The organism is Frankia sp. ACN1ag (assembly GCF_001414035.1).
Lineage (GTDB): Bacteria > Actinomycetota > Actinomycetes > Frankiales > Frankiaceae > Frankia > Frankia torreyi.
The window spans coordinates 289552-313978 of record NZ_LJPA01000003.1; the positions used below are offsets into that span (position 1 = coordinate 289552).

At 71.9% G+C, this 24427-nt stretch carries 19 protein-coding genes and 1 pseudogene; 15 read left to right on the top strand and 5 right to left on the bottom strand.

Translation table 11 applies throughout. The annotated features are described in order from the left end of the window. Positions 1-482: 482 nt before the first annotated feature. Together UK82_RS03870 and UK82_RS03875 are read right to left on the bottom strand one after the other, a co-directional pair. A complete protein-coding gene (locus UK82_RS03870; protein WP_173667228.1) occupies positions 483-1112 on the bottom strand; it encodes a DUF6542 domain-containing protein in 630 nt (209 codons plus the stop codon). Further along, positions 1099-2646 (bottom strand): DNA recombination protein RmuC, encoded by a 1548-nt coding sequence (locus tag UK82_RS03875; protein WP_055406307.1) that lies wholly within the window; start codon positions 2644-2646, stop codon positions 1099-1101. Before UK82_RS03875 ends, UK82_RS03870 begins: the two co-directional genes overlap by 14 nt. A 195-nt stretch (positions 2647-2841) precedes the next feature. On the opposite strand from UK82_RS03875, the gene ychF reads away from it, so the two are divergent. After that, positions 2842-3918 carry a redox-regulated ATPase YchF gene (gene ychF / locus UK82_RS03880; RefSeq protein ID WP_044883439.1) on the top strand — a complete coding sequence of 359 codons (1077 nt, stop codon included), beginning with the start codon at positions 2842-2844 and terminating at the stop codon, positions 3916-3918. A gap of 979 nt (positions 3919-4897) precedes the next feature. Beyond that, positions 4898-5362, top strand: coding sequence for a DUF952 domain-containing protein (locus UK82_RS03885; protein ID WP_055406360.1), 465 nt, complete (start codon positions 4898-4900; stop codon positions 5360-5362). On the opposite strand, the gene UK82_RS03890 is transcribed toward UK82_RS03885, so the two are convergent. Beyond that, entirely contained in the window at positions 5337-6344 is a 1008-nt protein-coding gene (locus UK82_RS03890) for a ribosylglycohydrolase (RefSeq protein WP_044883440.1), read from the bottom strand. The genes UK82_RS03885 and UK82_RS03890 overlap by 26 nt on opposite strands. 78 nt (positions 6345-6422) lie before the next feature. After that, on the bottom strand, positions 6423-6722 hold the full coding sequence (locus UK82_RS03895) for a 4a-hydroxytetrahydrobiopterin dehydratase (RefSeq protein ID WP_044883441.1): 300 nt from the start codon (positions 6720-6722) through the stop codon (positions 6423-6425). A 402-nt stretch (positions 6723-7124) separates the two neighbouring features. On the opposite strand from UK82_RS03895, the gene UK82_RS03900 reads away from it, so the two are divergent. The 6 genes from UK82_RS03900 (at position 7125) to UK82_RS03925 (ending at position 13546) form a co-directional block, all read left to right on the top strand. Further along, positions 7125-7529 (top strand): (deoxy)nucleoside triphosphate pyrophosphohydrolase, encoded by a 405-nt coding sequence (locus UK82_RS03900; protein WP_236705479.1) that lies wholly within the window; start codon positions 7125-7127, stop codon positions 7527-7529. 447 nt (positions 7530-7976) lie between these two features. Then, on the top strand, positions 7977-9812 hold the full coding sequence (typA, locus tag UK82_RS03905; protein ID WP_055406308.1) for a translational GTPase TypA: 1836 nt from the start codon (positions 7977-7979) through the stop codon (positions 9810-9812). Positions 9813-9928: 116 nt separating this feature from the next. Further along, a complete protein-coding gene (gene mshB / locus UK82_RS03910) occupies positions 9929-10810 on the top strand; it encodes an N-acetyl-1-D-myo-inositol-2-amino-2-deoxy-alpha-D-glucopyranoside deacetylase (RefSeq protein WP_044883444.1) in 882 nt (293 codons plus the stop codon). A 100-nt stretch (positions 10811-10910) separates the two neighbouring features. Next, positions 10911-11888 carry a S1C family serine protease gene (locus tag UK82_RS03915; protein WP_055406309.1) on the top strand — a complete coding sequence of 326 codons (978 nt, stop codon included), beginning with the start codon at positions 10911-10913 and terminating at the stop codon, positions 11886-11888. A gap of 375 nt (positions 11889-12263) precedes the next feature. Continuing rightward, positions 12264-12773: a DUF6113 family protein gene (locus tag UK82_RS03920; protein WP_055406362.1), complete on the top strand. Its 510-nt coding sequence runs from the start codon at positions 12264-12266 to the stop codon at positions 12771-12773. Positions 12774-12958: 185 nt separating this feature from the next. Next, on the top strand, positions 12959-13546 hold the full coding sequence (locus tag UK82_RS03925; RefSeq protein WP_044883448.1) for a flavin reductase family protein: 588 nt from the start codon (positions 12959-12961) through the stop codon (positions 13544-13546). A gap of 14 nt (positions 13547-13560) precedes the next feature. On the opposite strand, the gene UK82_RS03930 is transcribed toward UK82_RS03925, so the two are convergent. Then, positions 13561-14523: a transglutaminase-like domain-containing protein gene (locus UK82_RS03930; protein WP_055406310.1), complete on the bottom strand. Its 963-nt coding sequence runs from the start codon at positions 14521-14523 to the stop codon at positions 13561-13563. 471 nt (positions 14524-14994) lie between these two features. On the opposite strand from UK82_RS03930, the gene fdxA reads away from it, so the two are divergent. From fdxA to UK82_RS03965, 7 genes and pseudogenes are all read left to right on the top strand, one after another. Continuing rightward, positions 14995-15318 (top strand): ferredoxin, encoded by a 324-nt coding sequence (gene fdxA, locus UK82_RS03935; protein WP_009742053.1) that lies wholly within the window; start codon positions 14995-14997, stop codon positions 15316-15318. A gap of 59 nt (positions 15319-15377) precedes the next feature. Next, entirely contained in the window at positions 15378-17297 is a 1920-nt protein-coding gene (gene dapC, locus UK82_RS03940; protein WP_055406311.1) for a succinyldiaminopimelate transaminase, read from the top strand. A gap of 148 nt (positions 17298-17445) precedes the next feature. Next, the gene (locus tag UK82_RS03945; RefSeq protein ID WP_055406312.1) at positions 17446-18288 is read left to right on the top strand and encodes a 2,3,4,5-tetrahydropyridine-2,6-dicarboxylate N-succinyltransferase; all 843 of its coding nucleotides are present in this window, start codon (positions 17446-17448) and stop codon (positions 18286-18288) included. A gap of 157 nt (positions 18289-18445) precedes the next feature. Further along, a complete protein-coding gene (dapE, locus tag UK82_RS03950; protein WP_055406313.1) occupies positions 18446-19519 on the top strand; it encodes a succinyl-diaminopimelate desuccinylase in 1074 nt (357 codons plus the stop codon). 597 nt (positions 19520-20116) lie between these two features. Beyond that, positions 20117-21859: a sugar transferase gene (locus UK82_RS03955; protein WP_313949781.1), complete on the top strand. Its 1743-nt coding sequence runs from the start codon at positions 20117-20119 to the stop codon at positions 21857-21859. A gap of 162 nt (positions 21860-22021) precedes the next feature. Further along, a pseudogene (locus tag UK82_RS42275) lies at positions 22022-22868 on the top strand (transposase). Positions 22869-23389: 521 nt separating this feature from the next. Then, positions 23390-24217 carry a glycosyltransferase family 2 protein gene (locus tag UK82_RS03965; RefSeq protein ID WP_063897435.1) on the top strand — a complete coding sequence of 276 codons (828 nt, stop codon included), beginning with the start codon at positions 23390-23392 and terminating at the stop codon, positions 24215-24217. The last annotated feature ends 210 nt before the right edge of the window (positions 24218-24427 follow it).

A 24427-nucleotide genomic window follows, 5' to 3' on the forward strand; every position in this document is an offset into this window, starting at 1 on the left:
CCGTGGGCCCAACTGCCACATTGTGGCTCTCGGTGCCCGCGGGCGTTCCATTCCGGTCGGGGGCCGGGCCGAGGTTGCGGCCCGTCGGCTTCGGCCTGCCGATGTGTCCCGGCGCCGGCCGTGGAGCAGGGAAGGTCAGGGCGTGGGGGCGCCGCCGGAGCGGCGAGGCCGGATCCGGGTGAACGCCTGGCAGGCGCAGCGCGCGCAGTCATTGCCCTTGCGGTAATGCCGGTGCAGATCGCGGCTATGGCCGCAGCGACACCGATCCCACCACGAAGAGATCGCTCCCATGGAGCCCCCCCTCCTCGGCGCTACCACTCGGTGACATTACTCGGGCGCGATTATGTGTGGTCGCCGTGGTCGCCGTGGTCGGGGACCCCTCCGGGGGAGGGTCGGTGCGGCCGCTGGGGGCTCTTCGGCGCGGGTCGATGGTGCGGGGATCCCGCTTGGTGGGCCTGCTGGCTCACAGCGGCCAGGAAGGCCTAGTGGCCGGGGCGCCGGCGGCGTTCGGCGGCTGACTGGGCGGCGAGGGCGCGTTGCCGCTCGCGCCGGGCGATCTGCGCGCGCCGGCCGCGAAAAACCGCGATGAGGGCGACCAGCAGGAAGGCCGCCAGCAGGATCGGCGCGTGCAGGATCATCTCCGAGCCGATGTCGATCGTCTTGTTCCGCAGTCCGGAACTGCCGTCACCGGTGGAAGGATCAAGATAGCCGACGCCGATCGTGATGAGCGCGTACACCAGCGGCGGCATGATCACGACGCCGATCAGATCGTCGGTGTGGACCCGCACCGCGACGAGCACGCAGGCGCCGATGAACAGCGTGCCGAACGCGTACTTCAGCGAGCCGAAGGCGACCGAGTCGATGAGGGCACCGACCCCGCCGACAACGAGCACGATGATCCCGGTGCCGAGCGCGGTCAGCCCCCGCCTGCTGCCGGTGAACAGCGTGGGCGGCGGCGCGCTCGCGCGGCCTCGCGAGCCGCGGACATACGGATCGTCGAACCTGTCGGCGCGCACGGATCTACCCGGCGGCCCGGCTGACTGCCGATGCGGCGGCACACTCACGAACGCAAGGTACCGCCCGGGGATTTCGAATGCGTCAGGACGATGCATCAGACCGCGGCATCGGCCCCGTGTCGGAACCTTCGGTGGTCGAACCACTGCTTTGCGTCGTGTCGTCATTGTCTTTCTGGTTGTTTGACCCCGATGTCCTCCCCGCCGCTTCTGCCCAGGTCCGATATCCGACATCCCCGGTCCCGTCGGCGGTCGGCGCCGCCTGTTCCGGCAGGCCGGGGTCCTGCAGTAGTTCCGCCGCGGACAGCGCGCGCACGCCGGACTCCACGGGCGCGGGGCTCGGCAGCGCCGCCTCGACCACTTCCATGGCGGCGAGCCGGCGGGCGGGGGTGAGCACCCGGCTCTCCAGCGAACCGACGGTCGCGTTGAAGTCCCCGACCGCCCGGCCCAGCGAGCGGCCGAGCCGGTCGACATGTTCGCCGAGCGTGCCCAGACGAGTGTAGAGATCCCGGCCGAGCTCGAAGATCTCCCGGGTCCGCGTGGTCAACGCCTCCTGGGTCCAGGCGTGGGCGATGGTCCGCAGCATCGCGATCAGCGTGGTCGGGGTGGCGATGATGACCCTCTTGGCGGCGGCGTGCTCCAGCAGGCCCGGATCGTGGTCGAGCGCCGGGGCGAGGAACGCCTCGGCGGGCACGAACAGCACCACGAACTCCGGCGAGGCCGGCAGCCGCCGCCAGTACGACTTCGCGGCGAGCCCGTCGACGTGGGCGCGCAGGTGGCGGGCGTGGGCGGCCATCCGCCCGGCGCGGTAGGCCTCGTCGGTGCTCTCGGCGGCGTCGAGGAAGGCCGCCAGCGGGACCTTCGCGTCGACGACGACGTTGCGCCCACCGGCGAGGTGAACCACCATGTCGGGCCGCAGCGGGCCGTCGTCGCCCTGGACGGTCATCTGCTCGGTGAAGTCACAGCGGTTGAGCATGCCGGCCACCTCGGCGACCCGGCGTAGCTGCATCTCCCCCCACGCCCCGCGGGCCTGCGGGCGGCGCAGGACCGTGACCAGCGCCGCCGTCTCGGTTCGCAGGCTCTCCGACGCCTCGCGGGCGAAGCGCACCTGCTCCACGAGCGCCGCATACGCCTCCGTGCGGGCCGTCTCCAGCTCGTGCAGGCGACTCTCCATCCGCCCCAGGGCGTCGCGCAGCGGGGTGACCATGCCCTCCACCGCCGCGCGGCGGGCGTCGAGATCGCCGCGGGCGCGGGCGCCGGCCTCGTCGAGCCGGGCGGCGGCCAGCTCCACGAGCTGGCGGCTCGCCCCCTCCAGCGCCTGCGCGGACAGCGCCCGGAAGCTCTCGGCGAGCCGATCCTGGCTCTGCTCGACCAGGGCGACCCGCTCGACCGCGGCGCGCCGCTCGTACTCCAGCGCCGTGCGCAGGCCGGCGACGTCCGACTCGGCGAGCTGGGCGCGCTCGGCGCTCGCCGCGGCGGCCGCGCGGGCGGAGTCCCGCTCCTGCAGGAGCGTCGCCTGCGCGGCGGCGAGCGCCGCGTAGCGCGGATCGGCCAGCCGGCGGGCGGCGAACAGGCCGCCCACGGCCCCGACGGCCAGCCCGAGGAGGGTCAGCAACGCGCTGGTGGTGTTCACAATGGGAAGGCAATCACGACCCTCCGACAGTTTCGCGGCAAGTCGGTCAGCGGCGTGGCGACCGCCGCCGGGTCGGCCGCGTTCCCGGCGGCACGGGCCCGCGAGAGCCCGCCCGCCTCCCGCCCGCCTCCCGCCCGCCTCCCGCTCGCCGGACCCCGCCGGCGCGCTGTCCGCCGGCCCGTAGACTGATCCGCCATGGGCTTGTCGATCGGTATCGTCGGGCTGCCCAACGTCGGCAAGTCCACGTTGTTCAACGCCCTGACGCGCAATGATGTGCTCGCCGCGAACTACCCGTTCGCGACGATCGAGCCGAACGTCGGCGTCGTCGGCGTCCCCGACCCGCGGCTCGACGAGCTGGCGAAGCTGTACGACAGCGCCCGCGTCGTGCCGGCGACGGTCAGCTTCGTCGACATCGCCGGGCTCGTCCGCGGCGCGTCCGAGGGCCAGGGGCTGGGCAACCGCTTCCTCGCGAACATCCGCGAGTCCGACGCGGTCTGCCAGGTCGTCCGGGTGTTCTCCGACCCCGACGTCGTGCACGTCGAGGGCAAGGTCGACCCGGCCGACGACATCGAGACGATCAACACCGAGCTCATCCTCGCCGACCTGCAGACCCTCGACGCCCGGCTGCCCAAGCTGGAGAAGGAGGCCCGCGCGGACAAGGCGAAGCAGCCGCTGCTCGCCGCCGTGAAGGCCGCCCGCGAGGTCCTCGACGCCGGCCGCACCCTCTCCTCCGATCCGAAGATCGATCGGGACGCGCTGCGCGAGCTGTTCCTGCTCACCGCGAAGCCGTTCCTGTACGTGTTCAACGTCGACGAGGACGTCCTCGCCGACCCCGGCCGCCACAAGGAGCTCGTCGAGTCGGTCGCGCCCGCCGACGCGATCGTGCTGTGCGCCAAGGTCGAGGCCGAGCTCGCCGAGCTGGACGACGCCGACGCCGCCGAGCTGCTCGCCTCCCTCGGCCAGGAGGTCAGTGGCCTGGCCCAGCTCGCCCGGATCGGCTTTCACACCCTCGGCCTGCAGACCTTCCTCACCGCCGGCCCGAAGGAATCGCGCGCCTGGACGATCAAGGCCGGCGCGACCGCCCCCGAGGCTGCCGGCGCCATCCACACCGACTTCCAGCGCGGCTTCATCAAGGCCGAGATCGTCTCCTTCGACGAGCTCATCGCCGCCGGCTCCATGGTCGCCGCCCGCGCCGCCGGCAAGGTCCGCATGGAGGGCAAGGACTACGTCATGGCCGACGGCGACGTCGTCGAGTTCCGCTTCAACGTCTGACCGGTCGGTGCTTCCGCCGGTCCGTGGCGCAACCAGGCCGCCTGGCGCAACTGCCTACCTGCGCCGTCGCGTGGACTGCGGCGGCGTGAGCCTGCGCCGACCCTGATCGCTACGATCTGTCGGTGACCGGTACCACCAGCAGTGACGGGAGGCGGCCGACCGGAGCCGGCACTCCGCCGGGCCCTCGTCGAGCGGACGCCCGAATCCGGCGACAAAGCTCTATGACCTCGACCGGTCCGACATCCAGGAGATCATCGACGGTTCGGACGACGAGTTTCCCTACTGCCGGGGCTTCATCGTCGCCCTCGGCCGCGAGTTCCACGAGGCCGTGAGCGCCAACCCCGCCGCGGCGATACCCGATGCCGAATGCGAACGGATGTGCTACTTCTTCGCCCATCTGCACCGGGNGCGGTTCGGAGGCTGGCCGAATACCGGTTCGGGCATTTCCTGGGAGTCCGCCAGCAATGCGGCCGGCGCACAACTCCGCCCTCCGTCCCGACCCCAGTCGGCGATCGTGGTGTTCCGCGGAACCACGTCGTGTCCGGTCTCCAGCTCTCACGATCGTGGTGTTCCGCGGAACCGCGACAGGCGTCCAACCACGACCTCAACTCGGCGATCTTGGTGTTCCGCGGAACCGGAGACGGGCGGGATCCGCTCCAGTCCGACCCGGCGAATCAAAGATCAGTAGTCCATGATTGCCGGGATGGGGATGGCGTCGCTGCACCCGAGCCGGTGATGAAGGTGGACGAGGCACGCGGGCGGCTCAATGCGGCCGGCTCGGACGGGCGGTTGAGGCGGGCGACCCGTGCGAGGCGGCCGCTCCCGCGGGTACAAAGCTGCCGCGGGATGTCGACCGGGCTGGTCGGTCCGGGCCGAGCGGGCCGGGCCGGGGCGGGGCCGCCGGATTCCGGTTATGGCTGAATGCGGGAAAGGACGGACGGACGTGGCGGGCGACGACGAGCAGGCGCGGGACGACCGGGTGATCTGCCATCTGGTCGGGCGGATCGCGTGGTCGGTCGGGGCGGCCGGGTACCGGCCGGCGAGCCTCGGCACCGAGGGGTTCATCCACTTCTCCACCCCGGCGCAGGTCGTCGCCACCGCCAACCGGTTCTACGCCGGCCGCGACGATCTGCTGCTCGTCGTGGTCGACCCGGAGCGGCTCACCGCCCCGCTGCGCTGGGAGCCCCCCGCCGCTCCCGCCGCTCCCGCCGTTCCCGCCGCTGCGGCCGCTGCGGCCGGGGGTGCCGCGCAGCCACCGGACGGCACGCCGTCGGCGGGGACTCTGCCGTCGTCGGGGGCCGTGCCTGTCGGCGCGAGCGAACCGGCGGCCGGGGAGCTGTTCCCGCATCTGTACGGGCCGATCGATGCCGGGGCGGTCGCGGCGGTCGTGCCGTTCCCGCCGGAGCCGGACGGCACGTTCAACGTCCCGTCCACCCTCTGGTGATCTCCAGCCGGCACACCGTGCCGGCCCAGCGGCCGAAACGGGCGTAGCGGGCGCGGACCTCCCGCTCCCCGGCCGGGCCGGGCAGGCCCGCGAGCTCGCCGACGCGGGCCTTGGCCCAGGCGTCGAGGGCGAGCCCGCGGGGGCGGCCGAGCAGGCCGAGCAGCCCGTCGGCGCTGACCGGGCCGAAGCCGGGCAGGGCGCGGATCTCGGTGGCGACCTCGTCGTCGCTCGGGCCGCGCGGACCGCGGTCCCACCAGCGTTCGACGTCGAGGGTGCCCGCGTCGATCCGCTGGGCGAGGATGGCCAGCGATCCGGCACGGTAGCCCCAGCCCGCCCGATCGCGCAGGAACTGCGGACCGCGGTCGGCAACGGCCCGCGCCACCGCCGCCGCGTCCGGGAACGCTCGTTCCCCGGCCGGGCCGCGCGCGCCGAACAGCTCCACCAGCGCGTCGAGCATCGACCGGGTCCGGGTCAGCGCGGCGTTCGTCGCGGCGAGCGCGCGGACCAGATCCTCCCAGACGCTCGGGCTCCGCAGCAGCCGGCCGTGGCCGCCGGCCGCCACCCAGGCGAGGTCCGGCTCGCCGGCCAGCGTGGCATACAGATCGGCGAGGTCCTCGTCGAGCGCGAGCGCGTGCCGCACCTGGCGGCGGATGGCCTCCCGGTCGGCGTCGCCGCCGGTCGCGCGGCCCCAACTGACGATGAGAGGTGGACCGGCACCGCCGGGGGCGGCGGACTCGCGGACGGTGATCGCCAGTGGGCCGGCCTGCGGGGTGACCAGGACGCGGTGCCACTCGCCGCGGTCGAGGTCGAAACAGGACGGCCCGAGGCCGCTCGCCGCGTGGCTGAGCGCGACCGCGGCCAGCCGGAAGCCGGGCGGCAGTGGGCCCAGGCGCAGCGTCCCGACACGGGGGAGGTCGGCGCCGGGCGGCAGCCGGCCGAACCGGCCGCCGGCCCGGATCTCCGCCGCCGCCTGCGCGCCCACCGCCCGCGATCACCTCCGTCGTACGCCTGAGGTGATCATGCCGCATGCCGGCTCGGCCGGGCGGGCAAGCCGGATCGGTCAGTAGGAAACGCCCGCCGAGTAGAGGATCTGGGAGATCCTGCGGGCCAGGGCGACGTCGAGTTCGGTGACGCCGCCGACGGAGTGCGTCCAGACCGTGAACGTCGTGGTCCCCGGGCCGCGGTCGATCACCGGGTGGTGATCCATCTCGTCGGCGGCGTGAGCCACCTCGGCGGCGATCGCATCGGCCTCGTCGCCGTCGACCATGATCTGCAGTTGGATGCGGTCGGCGTCGCCGAGCCAGCCGGGAAGCGCCGCCAACGCGTCCGCGACCTCGGCGTTGTCCAGTTTGGTCGGCATGCTGCTGCCCTCCGTCTTCGGGCCCGGCGGTCCGGCGACCGCGGGCCGGGTTGACCATGGCTGTGTGCCTAGCCGCTCTCGGGATGGTCGGCGCGGCGGCGCGCCGGACCGGAATCCGATCCGTCGCCGTCGCTGCTCCCGCACCAGGTCTCCTGCCCTTCGGTGGCCTGATCGGGCCATCCGACCCGAACCGCTGGTATCCGATCCTTCGATGGCCGGAGTCTGGGAGAGTCCGGCACCATGAATGCGGATGTGGGCGGCCCGCCTGCCGGCGCTCCTACCCCGCCGGGACGGGGCGCAACGCCCGGAGAGCAACCCGACGGCAGCGCGCCGGCCGTATCGGCTGGGACCGCGGTATCGGCTGGGACTGCGGTGCCGCCTGCGGCGCGGGGTCGACTGGTCGTGGCGGTCGCCCTCCTCGACGATGAGCGCCGGGTGCTGGCCGCTCGGCGCCGGGAGCCGCCGGCCTACGCCGGGATGTGGGAGTTTCCCGGCGGCAAGGTCGAGCCGGGCGAGGATGAGCTCGACGCGCTCGTGCGGGAGTGTCGGGAGGAGCTCGACGTCGAGATCGAGGTCGGGCCGCCGCTGGGCGAGGTGGAGCTGGCGAGCCCGGGGTGGATCCTGCGGGTGTGGTTCGGACGGGTCGTCGGACGCAGTCCCCGCCTGCTCGATCACGACGAGCTGCGCTGGCTGGCCGCCGACGAGCTCGACGACGTCCGCTGGATGCCGGCGGACGGCCCGCTCGTGGAGAAACTCCGCGACGCGCTGACCGGCCCGGATCCGATTCGCTGGCCCCATCGGCCCTGACGCCCGAGCCCCGAGTCCCGGCCGCCTCAGCGGCTGATCGTTTCCAGGGTTCCTTGCTCTTCCACAGGGTTTTGTGTCTGATTTATCCCTGCGAATAGCCTGCGAATAGGCAAGGAAGCGCCGCGGGGCCCGCCGCGCCGAGGCGGCTGGGGCCATCGCCGCCGGGAGGTGGCCGCGCGGGTGCGGGGAGGCGGCGCGGGGGTGTCGGGCAGGGGTGGCCGTGGCGGGGCGGACACGCCGGGGCGAGGTGTCCGTACCATGGGCGGTGGCACGAACGTCGCCAGTGCCCGTCTGGCGGGCGCGTCGGCGTGCCTCGGCGCAGATCGGCGCGGCGGAGTTCCGCTGCGGCGTTCGCGTCACCGGTTCCAGCCGGCACCGTCGTTCGCACGGTGCCGTTGTCGTTGTTGCGGGGTCGAGAGCCCCACGTCCGCCCCGGAGCGCCCCACCGTGTCCCTTCGTGCCGATCTTCGTAACGTGGCCATCATCGCCCACGTCGACCATGGCAAGACCACGCTCGTCGATGCCATGCTGCGCCAGTCCGGCGCCTTCGGCGAGCACGCTGAACTGACCGACCGCGTGATGGACTCGATGGATCTCGAGCGCGAGAAGGGCATCACGATCCTCGCGAAGAACACCGCGGTCCGTCACGGCGACATGACGATCAACATCATCGACACCCCCGGCCACGCCGACTTCGGCGGCGAGGTGGAGCGCGGCCTGTCCATGGTCGACGGCGTGCTGCTGCTGGTGGACGCGAGCGAGGGCCCGCTGCCGCAGACCCGCTTCGTGCTGCGCAAGGCGCTCGCGGCCCGGCTGCCGGTGGTGCTGGTCATCAACAAGGTGGACCGGTCCGACGCTCGGATCGCCGAGGTCGTCGACGAGACCTACGAGCTCTTCCTCGACCTCGACGCGGACGAGGAGCAGATCGACTTCCCGATCATCTACTGCAACGCCAAGGCCGGCCGCGCCTCGACGACCCGCCCGGCCGACGGCGCGAGCCCCGACTCGCCGGACCTCAAGCCGCTGTTCGACCTGCTGCTGGAGACCGTCCCGGCGCCGTCGTTCGACCCGGACGCGCCGCTGCAGGCGCTGGTCACCAACCTCGACGCGTCGCCCTACCTCGGCCGCCTGGCGCTGTGCCGCGTGCACAACGGCACGATCAAGCGCGGCCAGCAGGCCACCCTGTGCCGCGCGGACGGCACTCAGACGCGCGTCAAGATCAGCGAGATGCTGATGACCCAGGCGCTGGAGCGGGTGCCGGCGGAGGAGGCCGGGCCGGGCGACATCATCGCCATCGCCGGCATCCCGGACATCACCATCGGTGAGACCCTCGCCGACCTGGACGACCCCCGTCCGCTGCCGGTGATCACCGTCGACGAGCCGTCGATCAGCATGACGATCGGCATCAACACCTCGCCGCTGGCGGGCAGGTCCGGCAAGAAGCTCACCGCCCGGCTGGTGAAGAACCGCCTGGACGCCGAGCTCGTCGGCAACGTGTCCATCCGCGTGCTGCCGACCGAGCGGCCCGACACGTGGGAGGTGCAGGGCCGCGGTGAGCTCCAGCTCGCCGTCCTCGTCGAGCTGATGCGCCGCGAGGACTTCGAGCTGACCGTCGGCAAGCCGCAGGTGGTCACCCGGATCGTCGACGGCAAGGTGCACGAGCCGGTGGAGCGCCTCACCATCGACGCGCCCGAGGAGTTCCTCGGCACGCTCACCCAGCTCCTCGCGCTGCGCAAGGGCCGGGTCGAGCAGATGGTCAACCACGGCACCGGCTGGATCCGGCTGGAGTACCTGGTCCCCGCCCGCGGGCTGATCGGCTTCCGGACCGAGTTCCTCACCGAGACCCGTGGCACCGGCCTGCTGCACCACGTCTTCGACCGGTACGAGCCCTGGTTCGGCGAGCTGCGGACGCGGGCCACCGGCTCGATGGTCGCCGACCGCAGCGGGGTGGCCACCGCCTACGCGCTGTTCAACCTCCAGGAGCGCGGCACGATGTTCATCGGGCCGACGACCGAGGTCTACGAGGGCATGATCTGCGGCGAGAACTCCCGGGCGGACGACATGGACGTCAACCCGACCAAGGAGAAGAAGCTGACGAACATGCGCTCGTCCACCGGTGACGAGCTGGTCCGGCTCACCCCGCACCGGGTGCTCACCCTCGAGCAGGCGCTGGAGTTCTGCCGCGAGGACGAGTGCGTCGAGGTGACGCCGGGCTTCGTCCGACTCCGCAAGGTGGCGCTCACCGCCGGGGAGCGGGAGAAGCTGCGCTCGCGGCGCCGCTGACCCTGGCGGGNGGTCGTCGGGACGGGCCTGTGGCCGCAACGGGCCGTAGGGTCGGGATGGTGACATCTGCTACCACGCCGTCGGCCCCGTCCACCCCGCCGGCCGCCCGCCGGCTGATGTTCGTCCACGCCCATCCCGACGACGAGGTGATCTCCACGGGGATCGCGCTCGCCTCCTACGCCGCGGCCCCGGACACCTCCGTCACCCTCGTGACCTGCACGTTGGGGGAGGAGGGCGAGGTGCTGGTGCCCGAGCTGATCAATCTGCGGGCGGATCGCGGCGATCAGCTCGGCGGCTACCGGATCGGCGAGCTCGCCGGGTCCTGCGCCGCGCTCGGCATCACCGACCAGCGTTTCCTCGGCGGTCCGGGCCGCTGGCGGGACAGCGGCATGATCGGCACCCCGCCGAACGACCATCCCCGCAGCCTGTGGCGGGCCGACCTGGACGAGGCGACGGCCGAGCTGGTCCGGATCGTCCGCGACGTCCGGCCGCACGTGCTGGTCAGCTACGACTCCCACGGCGGCTACGGGCATCCCGACCACATCCGGGCCCACCAGGTCACCGTGCGGGCCTTCACCGACGCCGCCGACCCGGCGTTCGCCCCGGGCACCGGCGAGCCCTGGCAGGTCGCCAAGCGCTACGAGACGGCGATGCCCCGCTCGCGGGCCGTCGCGGGGTTCGAGCTCTTCCACGACTCCGCCGACCGGAACAACCCCTTCGCCGGCCTGAAGTCCGTCGACGACCTGGCGATGAGGCTCGTCGACGACGCCGACATCACCGCCGAGATCTCCGCGCCGGAGTTCTTCGACGCCAAGATCGCCGCGATGCGGGCGCACCGGACCCAGATGGCCGTCGACGGCTTCTTCTTCGCCCTCGCCGACGGCATCGGCCAGCGGGCGTGGGGTGTGGAGCACTTCGTGCTCGCCGCGGGCACCCGTGGCCCCGGCGACGGGCCCGACGGCCGCGAGCGGGACCTGCTCGCCGGCGTCACCTTCTGACCATCGTGGGAATCCCGCCGGCCTGCCCGCCGTTGGTGCACATGTGCAGCGGTGTAACGCTGTAATCAGTGCACGCACGGGTGCGGGCCCGGGAGGTCGGATGCACGCCAGCAACGAGGGATATCCCCACCGTCCGGATGAGCCGTTGGACGCCTACTCGACGATCGTCACCCAGGTCGCCGCCGCGCTGACCCCGTCGGTGGCCAGCCTGCGGGTGCGGACCCGGCGCGGGGCCGGGGCGGGATCGGCCGTGGTGTTCACCGACGACGGCTTCCTGCTCACCTCGGCCCACGTCGTCGAGGGGCTGCTCGGCGGGGGCGGCGCCCCGGTCGGGCTCGCCCAGTTCGCCGACGGGACCGAGCGCGAGTTCGACGTCGTCGGCGCCGACCCGCTGTCCGATCTCGCCGTGCTGCGGGCCCGTGGCGCGACGCCGCGGGCCGCCGTCCTCGGCGACGCCGCCGGGCTTCGGGTCGGCCAGCTCGTCGTCGCCGTCGGCAACCCGCTCGGGCTGACCGGCAGCGTGACGGCCGGCGTCGTGAGCGCGCTCGGCCGGTCGCTGCCGACCCGCGCCGGCTCCGCGGTGCGGGTGGTGGACGAGGTCATCCAGACCGACGCGGCGCTGAACCCGGGCAACTCGGGCGGCGCGCTCAGCACGGCCGACGCCCGGGTGATCGGGATCAACACGGCCGTCGCCGGGGTGGGGCTGGGGCTCGCCGTCCCCGTCAACGCGGCGACCCGGAAGATCCTCGCCGCGCTCATGCGGTACGGGCGGGTGCGCCGGGCCTACCTTGGCGTGGCCGGGGTTCGGGTCCCGCTGCCGCCGGCCGTCGCGGAGCGCACCCGCCAGAGCCACGGCGTCCGTCTCGCCGAGGTGGTCGTCGACAGCCCGGCGGGCGGCGCGGGCCTGTTCACCGGGGACCTCGTGCTGTCGCTGGACAGGGTTCCCATCGTCACCCCCGCTGACCTTCAGCGGCTGCTGACGGAGGCCACGATCGGCCGCGCGGTGGAGCTGACGGTCTGGCGGCGCGGCGCCATGGTGGACGTCATCGTCGTCCCCCGGGAGCTCGTCACCACCTGACCCTCGTCAGGTGCCCGAGTGGGGCACGCCGGGTGGGGTGAGGTCGTGGCCGGCGTCGCACTCCGCCGCCCGGCGGGGGAGGCGGTCGGACTGGCCGGGCGGTTCCCGCGCATCATGTCCTACTGTCGGAACATGCCCCGCCCCGGTACCGGTCCCCGTCGGACGCCGCCTTCGTCCCGGTCGTCTCAGTCATCCGGGTCAACCCGAAGGTCGGGGACGGGGCCGGCCCAGGGCGCCTCGTCCGGGGGCGGNCCGGGGGGCGGCGGGGCGCGCCCTCGAGCCGCGGGGAAGGGTGCCAGGGGCTCCTCGGGCGCCGAGGGCTCCCCGGTGGCCTCGTCAGCAGGGTCGTCGGGTGGGGCGGCGGTGTCCGGGTCGGTGGGGTCCGGGTCGGCGGCTCCGGGCGGGAAGTCGGAGCCGGGCGGGAAGTCGGAGCCGGGCGGGAAGTCGGGGCCGGCCGGCCGGCCCGGGTTCGCCGCGTCGACGGCCGAACCGGAGCCGGGTCGGGTCTTCCTCGGTTTCTCGTATGCGCTGGGCATCGTCCTCGGCGTCGGGCTGGGCCTCTACGGCGTCTTCCTCGTCCCCGACGGCCCCCGTCCGGGCGGCACGCTGCTGTCCGTCGGCCTGCTGCTGGCGTTGGTGGGCAACGGGGCGGCGGCGCTGCTGGTGCGCTGGCTGACCGGCACCCGGCTGGGCCCGGCGACGGTGCTGATCGGCTGGATGCCGGTGGTGCTGCTGCTCGCCGCCTCCCGCCCCGAGGGTGACCTGCTGCTGCAGTCCAGCGCCACCGCGTACGCGTTCCTGCTGCTCGGCGGACTGAGCCCGATCGTCGTGGCGGTCCTCGGCGGGGCGCGCCGCGGGTTCACCGTGCTCCCGCCCCCGCGCTGACCGGCGCCGGCCCGCTCCCGACCGCGCCGGCCCGCTCCCGACCGCGACGGCGAGCCCCGGCGACGACGGGAGGTGCGCCCCGATGGCGGGAGGCACCCAGACGGGGGGACAGGCCACTGTGCAAGATGTCACCGGCTCCGGCATCCGGGACCGCGGCGGGGGACCGCGGCGGTAGCGTGAGCCGGGTGGGCAGCCTGCCGCAGGAGATCCGCAGCGATCCACCCGCCGTCCGGGCGCCCCTGGATGCGGGTGACTTTCGCCGGGCGGTCGGCAGGTTCGCCACGGGTGTGACGGTTCTCACCACCGTCACCGAGGGGCGCCATCTCGGCATGACGGCGAACTCGTTCGTCTCGGTCTCCCTCGACCCGTTGCTGGTGCTGGCCAGCATCCGCCGCGACGCCCGGTTCCACGCCCCACTGCTGGCCGCGGGGGTCTGGGGCGTCTCGGTGCTCGCCGCCGACATGACCGAGGCCTCGCGCTTCTTCGCCCGGCGGGCGTACGAGCAGCCCGGCGACATGTTCGCCCAGTGGCCGCACACGATCGGCGGGCAGACCGGCGTCGTCCTGCTCGACGGCGCCCTGTCGGTCTTCGAGTGCCGGACGGTGTCGACGCACGCCGGCGGGGATCACACCCTGGTCGTCGGCGAGGTGGTGTCGTTCGCGCAGCCTCGCGATGACGCCGACCCCCTCGTCTTCTTCGAGGGGAAGTACCTCGACCTGGCGCCGTCCCGCGAGGCGGTCCCCGCCCAGGACGGTGGCGCTAAGCGGATCTAGCGGATCCAGCGGATCTAGTTGAGGCGGGCGCGGGCCGCCGCGGCGGCCTGGCGGGCGGCGGCCGCCGCCGCGGGCTCCACCTCGGCCACCGTGTCGGCGAAGGTCGCCAGGTCGGTCGCGCCGCCGAGGAAGTCGCCCAGCCGCACGCGCAGCTCGCCGCGCTCGCGGCGCAGGTTCGCCGGATGGCTGGGGAGCAGCAGCGAGAGCTCGACGGCCCACAGCCGGGTCCGCGGCGTGTCCGAACGGGCGGCGAGGATGCGGATGTTGCCGAGGATGCGGCTCAACACGTCCCCGGCGCTCATCGGGGCCAGGTGCGCCCGGTTGAACGCGACCCCCGCCGCGCGGACCTTCGCCGCGGCGTCGTGGATGGTCAGCAGCCGGCCGGCCGCGAAGGGGTCGACGAGCACGAAGTCCTCGGGCGAGCCGACGGCGACGACGACATGCCCCGGCAGGCCGACCGGGTAGGCGGCGACCCCGAGCCGCTGGGCCACCTCCAGCCAGACGACGGAGAGCAGGATCGGCAGCCCCCGGCGGCGGCGCAGCACGTCGGGCAGCAGCGAGGAGCGCACATCGTCGTAGTCGTCCGCGGAACCGGCGAAGCCGGCGTCGAGACCGAGCGCCTCGTGCAGGGCCTCCGCGGCGGCCCGCGGATCAAGGGCGCCGAAGCGGCGCAGCTCCCCGAGACGGCCGACCGGGGGGTCGACGCCGGGCCCCGGCTGCCCCCCGCCGCCGGCGCCACCGGCCGGCGGCGGCGTGCCGCGCTCCACCCGCGGGAAACCCCGGGTGGCGGTGGCTCGGGCGGCGAGCAGCGGGCGGGCGCGCAGGGCGAGCGCATCCAGGGCCCCGAGGGTGGCCGCGGCGTCGACGGCGTCGGCGGTCGGATCCGCCTCGGCGGCGAGCAGGTGGCAGGCGACGGCCAGGTCGACGGGCTCGCGCCGGACGACCTCGGCGAACCGGCTGCGGCTGCGGGTGCTCATCCGCGCTCCGTCCCGCCTGTGTCGGTGTCCTGTTCCGTCATAGCTGGGATTGTCGCTCGCCGGACCGGCCGGGTTCGGACGATGGTGCCCGGAGGCGGTATGTCCGCATTGGCGTCGAGCGGACCAGCCGCGGTCGTGACCTGCGCGGCCGGATCGGTGGGTGATCGCCGCGCGGGGGGTCTAGGGGGTATGACGCGTGCCGCGACCACGTCATCCTCGGTAATCTGGACGTGCGTGCCCTCCGCCGTTTCGACCGTCAGCACGTGCGATGACCATGACCGTAGTGTCCCGAGAACGTCACTGAGAGGTATCGGACCCGGGATGCGCCTGCGGATCATGACTCGCGCGCCGATGTCGGCCTGAGTGATGCGGACGACATACACCACCAGCGCACGCCCTTGTTGTCGACACGGAACTGTCCATGTCGATACTAAGGACTCAGTCGCCCGCGAGCCCGAGGAGGAACAACCGGTGACCTACGTCATCGCGGAGCCCTGCGTCGATGTCAAGGACAGGGCCTGTATCGAGGAGTGCCCGGTCGACTGCATCTACGAGGGCGGACGGATGCTCTACATCCAGCCCGACGAGTGCGTCGACTGTGGAGCATGTGAGCCGGTCTGCCCCGTAGAGGCGATCTACTACGAGGACGACGTCCCCGATCAGTGGAAGGGGTACACGGACACCAACGCCAACTTCTTCGAGGAGCTCGGTTCGCCGGGCGGCGCCTCGAAGGTCGGCGCGCTGGACTTCGACCCGCCGGCGGTCGCCGCGCTGGCCCCCCAGGGCGAGTCCTGAGCGGCTCTGGGAGGTCGGGCAACACCTCCGGAGTCCTGCGGTCACCGGCCCGTTCCCGCGTGCGGCTGCCCGACTTCCCCTGGGACCAGCTCGTCTCCTACAAGGAGAAGGCCCGCACGCACCCCTACGGGCTCGTCGACCTCTCGGTCGGGACTCCGGTCGACTCCACCCCGGCCGTCGTGCAACAGGCGCTGGCCGGTGCCGCGGATGCTCCGGGCTATCCGCTGACGGTCGGTACCCCGGATCTTCGAGAGGCGGCGGCGGGCTGGTTGGCCCGCCGCCTCGGCGTCCTCGTGGATCCGGGTGCCGTCCTGCCGGTGCTCGGCACCAAGGAGCTGGTCGCCCAGCTCCCGGGGCAGCTCGGTCTCGAACCAGGGGACCGGGTCTGGGTGCCGACGCCGGCGTACCCGACCTATGAGGTCGGCGCCCTGCTCGCGCGCTGCGAGCCGGTCGTCGGCCCCGCGGACGGGGTGACGCTCGTCTGGCTGAACTCGCCCGCGAACCCGACGGGGCGGGTGCTGACCGTCGACGAGATGCGAGCGGTCGTCGCCTGGGCCCGCGAGCGGGGCGTCATCGTCGCCAGCGACGAGTGCTACATCGAACTGGGCTGGGAGGCCCGGCCCGTCTCCGTGCTGCACCCGGACGTCTGCGGCGGATCCCACGAGGGCCTGCTCGCGGTGCACTCCCTGTCGAAGCGGTCCAACCTCGCGGGCTACCGGGCCGGCTTCGTCACCGGCGATCCGCAGCTCGTCGAGGGGCTGATCGGGGTCCGCAAGCACGCCGGGTTCATGATGCCGACCCCGGTGGCGGCGGCGATGGCCGCCGCCTACGCCGACGACATCCACGTCGCCGACCAGCGGGCCCGCTACGCCAACCGGCGGGCGGTCCTGGCGGCGGCGCTCGCGGTCGCCGGGTTCACCATCGACCACAGCGAGGCCGGCCTGTACCTGTGGGCCACCCGTGGCGAGGACGCGTGGGCGACGGTCGACGCCCTCGCCGGGGTCGGCGTGCTCGTCGCGCCCGGGACGTTCTACGGGGAGGGCGGCCGCCACCATGTCCGGGTCGCCCTCACCGCGCCGGACTCCCAGGTGGCGACCGTCCCCGAGCGGATGACCATGCTGGCGCCGGCCGTCGTGGCGGGCGGCGCCGGATCGCATCCGAGCGGGCCGGCCGGCGGGCCGCCGGCGGGCGGTGGCTACCCGCAGTCCGGGCCGCCGGCGGGGTACGGCGCCCAGCAGGGTGGCTACGCCGCCCCGGGCCCCGGCTACCCGGCCGGGCCGGCGCGGGTGCCCTACGAGTCCGCGGCGGGCTACGAGACCCGGCCCGCGTACGAGCCGCGGCCGGGCCGCGAGGGCCAGCCCGGCTATGACGGCCAGCCCGGCTACGAGGGCCAGCCCGGCTACGAGGGACAGCCGACCTACCAGGGCGAGCCGACCTACCAGGGCCAGCCCACCTTTCAGGGCCGGACCGGCTTCGAGGGCGAGACCGGTCAGGGCCGGACCGGCTTCGAGGGCCAGACCGGTTACGAGGGCCAGGCAGGTTACGAGGGTCAGGCCGGCTTCCGGGGCCAGCCGGCCTACGAGGGCCGGGCCGGCTTCGAGGGCCAGCCCGGTTACGAAGGTCAAGCCGGCTACGAGGGGCAGCCCGGCTTCGAGGGCCAGCGCGGTTATGAGGGCCAGCGCGCCTTCGAGGGTCAGCGCGCCTTCGAGGGCCAGCCCGGCTACGAGCGCTCCCCGCGCCACGCGCGGCAGTCCGGCTACGGCGCTCGGTCGGGCGGTCACGACGATCCGGCCCGGCGCGACGGCCAGGCCGGCTACGACCCCGCGAGCGGCTACGACCCCACGAGCGGCTACGAGAATCCCGCGGACTACGAGCGGCCGGCCGGCCACGACGATCCGCCGACCGGCCACGGCCAGCCCTCCAAAGCCGGCCGTCACGCCGCCGGCGGCTCGTGGAACGGCGAGCCGGACATCCGCTGACCCCTGCGGCCGGCCCCCGGGCCGGCCGCAGCCAGCGCCGCCGGGAACCCGTACGCCCCACGACGCGCGGCTTCACGGTCCGCGGCCCCGGGGCGGGCGGGAGCCACGGCGTGGCCGCTACCGCCGCCGACCTCGTAAGGTCGGGCCTGTGAGCGCACCCAACACGAGCTTCGACTCCCCGATCGATCCCATCATCGACGAGCTGTGGGATCGCCGGGCGGACCTGACCCCCGACGACGCCGACGCCCGCAAGACCGTGGTCGCGGCCGTCGACGCCATCGACGCCGGGATCGCCCGCGTCGCGATCGTCGCCGCAGACGGCTCGGTCGTCGTCGACGAGCGGGCCAAGCGGGCGATCCTGCTGTCCTTCAAGGTTCTGCCGATGGCCGAGTCGGCCGCCGGGGACTTCCACTACCACGACCGGATGCCGCTGAAGACCCGGTTCGACGGCGTCCGGGTGGTGCCGGGGGCCATCGTCCGCTGGGGTGCGCACGTCCAGCCCGGCGCGATCCTCATGCCCAGCTACACGAACATCGGCGGGTACGTGGGCGCCGGCACCCTGGTCGACACCTGGGCGACGGTCGGGTCCTGCGCCCAGGTCGGCAGCAACGTGCATCTCTCGGGCGGCGTCGGGCTCGGCGGCGTGCTCGAACCGCCGAACGCGGTCCCCGTCGTCATCGAGGACGACGCCTTCGTCGGCAGCCGGTGCATGGTCGTCGACGGGGCGAGGGTCCGCCGCGGCGCCAAGCTCGGCGCCGGGGCGATCCTGACCGCGTCCACCCACGTCTTCGACGCGAACACCGGCGAGGAATACCCGCGCGGCGAGATCCCCGAGCGAGCGGTCGCCGTCGGTTCCAGCCGGCTGAAGTCGTTCCCCGGCGGCGAGTTCGCGATGCCGTGCATCCTGGTGCTGCGCACCCTCGCCGAGGGTGAGATCCACGACAAGCTGGCGCTGAACGACGTCCTGCGCGAGCACGGCGTCGCCGGCTGACCCCCGTCCCCGCGGAGTCGAGCCGCGCCACCGGCTGAGCCCGTTTCCTCGGGTCGAGCCGCGCCACCGGCTGACCTCCGTCCCCGTGGGTCGAGCCGCGCCACCAGCCCCGTCGGGGTCGCGGCTCGGCACTCGCGGGGGCCGTAGGGTCGACGGCATGGATCTGGATCTCACCGTTCCGGTCGGCGAGCTCACCCGGCGGCTGGTCGACATGCCGTCCGTGAGTGGCGGGGAGGCTGCGCTGGCGGACGCGGTGGAGAAGGCGCTCGCGGCGATCGACGGGCTGCGGGTCGACCGCGACGGCGACGCGGTCGTGGCCCGGACCTTCCTCGGTCGGCCGTCCCGGATCCTGCTCGCCGGGCACCTGGACACCGTCCCGCTGGCGGACAACCTGCCCGCGCGGGTGGTGGACGGGCGGCTCTACGGCTGCGGGACCTCCGACATGAAGGCGGGCGTGGCGATCGCGCTGCGCCTGGCGGCCACCCTGCCGATCACCGACGCGGGCGCGCTGCGCCACGACGTCACCTGGATCTGCTACGACAACGAAGAGGTCACCGCCGACCGCAACGGGCTGCGCCGCCTCGCCGCGCGGCACCGGGACTGGCTGGACGCGGACCTCGCCATCCTCATGGAGCCCACCTCCGGCGAGGTGGAGGCCGGCTGCCAGGGCACGCTGCGCACCGTCGTCACGCTGCCCGGCACCCGGGCGCACTCCGCCCGCTCCTGGCTCGGCGACAACGCCATCCACAAGGCGGCGGGCGTGCTGGGCCGGCTCGCCGGCTACCGGGCTCGGATCGTGACGCTCGACGGATGCACCTACCGCGAGGGGCTGTCCGCGGTCCGCATCGACGGCGGCGTGGCCGGCAACGTGATCCCCGACCTGTGCCGGGTGACGGTGAACTTCCGCTTCGCGCCGGACCGCACGCCCGAGGAGGCGTTCGCCCACGTCCGGGGGGTCTTCGACGGCTATGACCTGGAGCTGACCGACCTGGCGGCCGGCGCGCCGCCCGGGCTCGCGGCGCCCGCCGCCGCGGCGTTCGTCGCCGCCACCGGCCGAGTCCCGGTGGCGAAGTACGGCTGGACGGACGTCGCCCGCTTCGCCGAGCTCGGCATCCCCGCGCTGAACTACGGCCCGGGCGATCCCAACCTCGCCCACACCCGCGACGAGTACGTGGAGCTCGCCGCGATCGACGAGGGCGAGCGGCTGCTGCGCCGCTACCTGACCGTCTGACTACCTGACCGCCTGATCGCCTGGCCGCGACAGGCCATCACCGCGCGTCACTAGAATCGTTGCCCGCGTCTGGGTTGTTTGCCCGTTTATGACATGTTTCGAAGGTGGATCGACTCACGATCCGTCCGGCATGCGCCCAACGGGGAGCAGCGCATCCGGCAAGAATTTGGCGCGAATCGGTCGAGTAGCGATTTATGTCACGCACACGAGCCATCACGCGATGCCGGCATAGAACTGACGATGCTAGGACGTTAGAGTTGGGTGCGCACGTACAGTGCCGGCCGGACGGGGGGTCCGCAGGGCCGGTGATGCGGCGGGCCAGGGGGGCTCGGCCGGTGACCGGGATGCAGCGTCATGCGCCGTGACCAGGGCTGTCGGTGTTGCGAGCCCCTTTCCGTCGTCGTCGGCCAACGAGGGTCGTGACCATGGGGGGTCAGCCAGGTGACGGACACTGTCTTCAGCGATGCCAGGATCGGGTCGGGGGGCGACCCGAAGACCGGACCCAATGGCGATGAATCGGACAAAAGCGACCAGGCCTACGACGAACGCACGCTGACCAACATCGACCGGAGGTCGCTTCCGACGCGTCTCAAACAGGTGGCTGAGGTCGGGGCGCGGCCTGCCCTGCCCATGACGGAGCAGGCGATCCCGGTACAGCGGCCGCGCGCGCAGCGCGGCGCGCTCGGCGGGGTGGAAACGGCGGAAGGGGATGCCCTCGGCGGGGCCGGGGCCGCGGGGGAGAGCTACGTTTTCGGCGGGCTCGGGATCACTACGGAGAGTGACGCCGCCGGCTGGCCCGGGGCCGCCGGCGGCCGCGGTGCCCGTGGGGAGGCCGGCGCCGGCAGCGGCGTCCCGCTCGATCCCGAGGACCGTGCCGACGGCTTCGAGGGCTACCGGGCCAGGGTGCCCTGGGAGCGCAGGCTGGGCTGGTTACTGATGGGTTCGGACGCGGCGGCCTGCGTGATCGCCGCCGGCGTGGCCTACCTCGTGCGGTTCGGCGGTGTGGTCGAGTTCGACCTGAAGCCCGTGTCGGCGAAGCCCTACCTGGTGATGTCGGTCGTGCTGCCCGTCGTCTGGGTGCTGGCGATGTTCCTGGGCCGCGCCTACGAGAGTCGTTTCCTCGGCGGAGGGTCGGAGGAGTTCCGCCGGGTCCTCAACACCGCCGCGCACCTGACCGCGCTCGTGGCCGTGCTGTCGTATGCGACCAAGGCCGAGCTGGCCCGCGCGTACGTCCTGATCGCCTTCCCCGCCGCGCTCCTGCTGACGGTGCTCGGCCGCTGCGCCGCCCGCGGCTACCTGCACCGCATGCGCCGCGGCGGCCGCGGCCTGCACCGGGTGCTCGTGGTCGGCGCCGGCGACTCGGCGGCGTCGCTCGTCCGGCTCGCGCGGCGCGACCCCACCGCGGGCTGGTCGGTCGTCGGCGTCGTGCTGGACCGCTCGCCCGGTCGCCACAGCCACGACTACGCCGACCGCGGCGGCTTCGACCTGCTGGGTGTGCCCATCGTCGGCACGTCCGAGAGCCTGCACACCGCCATCCGGGCGACCCATGCGACCACCGTGGCGATCAGCCCGCAGATGGACGGCGAGACGCTGCGCCGGGTGCTGTGGATGCTGGAGGGCAGCGACGTCGACGTGCTGGTCTCCTCGGCGCTGACGGACGTGACCGGCCCGCGGATCTCGATCCGCCCGGTGGCGGGCCTGCCGCTGCTGCACATCGAGGAACCGGAGCTGACCGGCGCGCGGCGGGCCGTGAAGGGCCTGTTCGACCGCAGCGTGGCCATCGGCGTGCTGCTGCTGTCCTCGCCGCTGTTCGTGGCGCTGGCGCTCGCGGTCCGCCTCACCAGCCCCGGCCCGGCGATCTTCCGCCAGACCCGGGTCGGGTGCGACGGCCGGCCGTTCACCATGTTCAAGTTCCGCTCGATGTACGTCGACGCGGAGGCGCGCAAGGCGGAGCTGGCGGCGCAGAACGAACGCGCCGAGGGCCTGCTGTTCAAGATGCGCGACGACCCCCGGATCACGAAGGTCGGCAAGTTCCTGCGCAAGTGGTCGCTGGACGAGCTCCCTCAGTTGTTCAACATCGCCAATGGCACGATGTCCCTCGTCGGCCCGCGCCCGCCGCTGCCCGCCGAGGTCGCTCAGTACGAGGACGAAGTTCACCGCCGCCTCATGGTCAAACCGGGCCTGACCGGCCTGTGGCAGATCTCCGGCCGATCCGATCTCGAATGGGACGAGTCGGTTCGCCTCGACCTGCGCTACGTCCAGAACTGGTCCCTGCCACTCGACTTCTACATCCTGTGGCGCACCGTCTTCGCCGTCCTCCGCCGCGAAGGCGCTTACTAATCGATATCCGCCGCTCGATCTGCTTTCGCGACCCTTCTTAGCGTGTCGTCTAACCTCTAATTATCACGTTGCGCGATAATTAGAGGTGGCCTGACGTGGTCCGGCGTGTCAGCCTGACGTAGGACGACCTTCTACCGATCGTGGTTTCTCGCCAAAGACACCGTGATCGACGCAGACCGTAGGAGGACAGCCGGTCGCAGCGTGCGCCGGACGTTTTACGGCTGCCTGACCTGTCGGGGTGACGTGCTGTTCGAGCTGATCGACGCGTTACTGTGCGCGGACGGCCCGGTGTGCAGCCTGGTCGGCCAGGCGCTGGCGGCGGAGCACCGTCGCGGGCGCTGCACGCCCTCTACGACGCGTCAGCACGGCGGCATCGAGGCGGACCCGGCCGCGCAGGGCGCTGGCTGGGCTGTCGTTGCCGCGCGGGGCTGAAGGCTGCCTCGTGCTCGAGGTAGACGTCAACCTGTGGCTGAACCTGGACGCGGCGACCAGCCCGGATCGGCTGTTCTGCCTAACCTTGGGCAGCACACTGATTCGTCTAATCATCGACCATCTGCGCGGCCAGCGGAACCCGAAGTCGCTGTGGCAGTAGTGCTCGACCACCGGCGCTACCGCGGCGAAGGTGGACTGCTGGCAGCAGGCGTTCCTGCGCCGATTCGGCCTTGAGTACTCCCTCCGGCCGCTCAAGCAGACCATCGGCTGGACCGCCCCACGGCTGCGCGACCCGGCCGCCGCGGTCCGCTGGACCTGCTTTGTCCTGGCCGTCCACACTCAGCTGCGCCTCGTCCGCCCCCCGGTCATCGACCTACGACGCCTCTGGGAACGACCCGCCCGGACTGGCCGACTCAGACCCGGCCCCGGCCGTCCCGCAGGTCACGCCAACCGACAACACGCATCCACCAGCACGTCGGCAAGATCAGAGGCGGGTAGACGGCCGCACGGTCTGAGAGGCAGACAAGTTGAACGCCAAGCCAAGGCCGCAGCGAAACCACCACAAAAACCAATATGAATTTCACTCGGTGTGCGGCAAGTAGCACCCACTGTCCTTTAGTGGACCCTGTTGCCCGTGTGCGTGCCCTCCTGACCGGAGGGACAAAACTGCTGCGCTGATCATGTCGGTCGTCAAGATCTGAAGACCTAGGGCAGGTCCGAGTGCGCTGCTGCTAGGAGGAGCAACCTTCCGCCTGTGCTCCCCCGCGCGAGGTAAGCACAGATGCCAGCCGGTCTGAGGGTGCCGCGGCAATCGCGGCACATGCGCCAACCTGCGCAGCAATTTTGGAACAACGGAGCCTCATCTATGAGGCAACTTTCACTGCCATTCGGGGACACTCTCGCCCGAGTGCTCCCCGAAGGTGGTACCCTTTCCTCGGAACCTAAAATGGGGGTATTTAATGTTCTCGCTAATTGGCGCCTTTATCTCGTCGGAGAAATGTAAGCGAATAAACGCGCAAATCTAGTCTGCAATTTTTGCGTCGCCTGCATTTATACTCCTTCCAATTTCCCGAAATAAAGACGCCTTGCGGGGGAACTTTGCACATCAAAAACGATATTCCTAGTCTCAGCATTGTAATTCCCACGCTAAACGAAGCGCGCAATATCCGCCACGTTCTTGCGGTACTGCCGGCTGACGCGGAGATCGTAATCGTCGATGGACGTTCCACTGATGGGACAATTGAAGCGGCCCTCTCACTTCGTCCAGATGCCGTAATTGTTAAACAAACCCGTAAGGGCAAGGGGAACGCGCTGGCGTGCGGATTCTCGGCTTCTTCCGGCGATATTATTGTCATGCTCGACGCAGACGGCTCAGCCGATCCGGGCGAGATTGACTCATTCGTCTCCGCGCTGCTCTTGGGCGCTGACTATGCAAAAGGCTCGAGATTCTGCGCAGGCGGCGGTAGTAGCGATATCACAAGGTTCCGCCGTATCGGAAACAGCGCGCTCAATTTTCTCGTGAATGTACTTATCGGGAGCCGCTTTACCGATCTCTGCTATGGCTACAACGCCTTTTGGAGACACTGCTTGCCGGCTCTGGAACTTGATCCAGGCCCGCGCGGTACCGTGAAGCACTGGGGTGATGGTTTCGAAGTCGAGACACTCATCAACATGCGAGTGGCGCTTGCCGGACTCAGAATTGTTGAGGTGCCTAGCTATGAGCATGGCCGAATCCACGGAGTCAGCAATCTAAACGCCTTCTCTGACGGAGCGCGAGTCCTGAGAACCATTTTTGGTGAGGCTCGCCGTCCAGGTAGGAAAAGGCTTATCGCGCAGCCGCGTTCACATCCGCTTCTCGGCCACCAGATAACCCCTCCACCACATCAGCGGAGTCCTGCCGCAGGTAGAGCTGAAGCATCAATTTAACCCGACCCAAGTGCTTCTAAGGAGACCACCCTCGCCTTTGAGACGGCTGGTGGAATCTATATCCCTAAAGGCATTCTCGGGCTAACTGGCATGCATTACAGCCATCAATTTCCGGGCGATCTAGGTGATCTTCTTAGCTGCGGCACCCGGCTCACTATGAGCAGCCTTGCCAGGTGCAGGTAAAGAGAAGGGCGTTTCACTGAAGAGGCG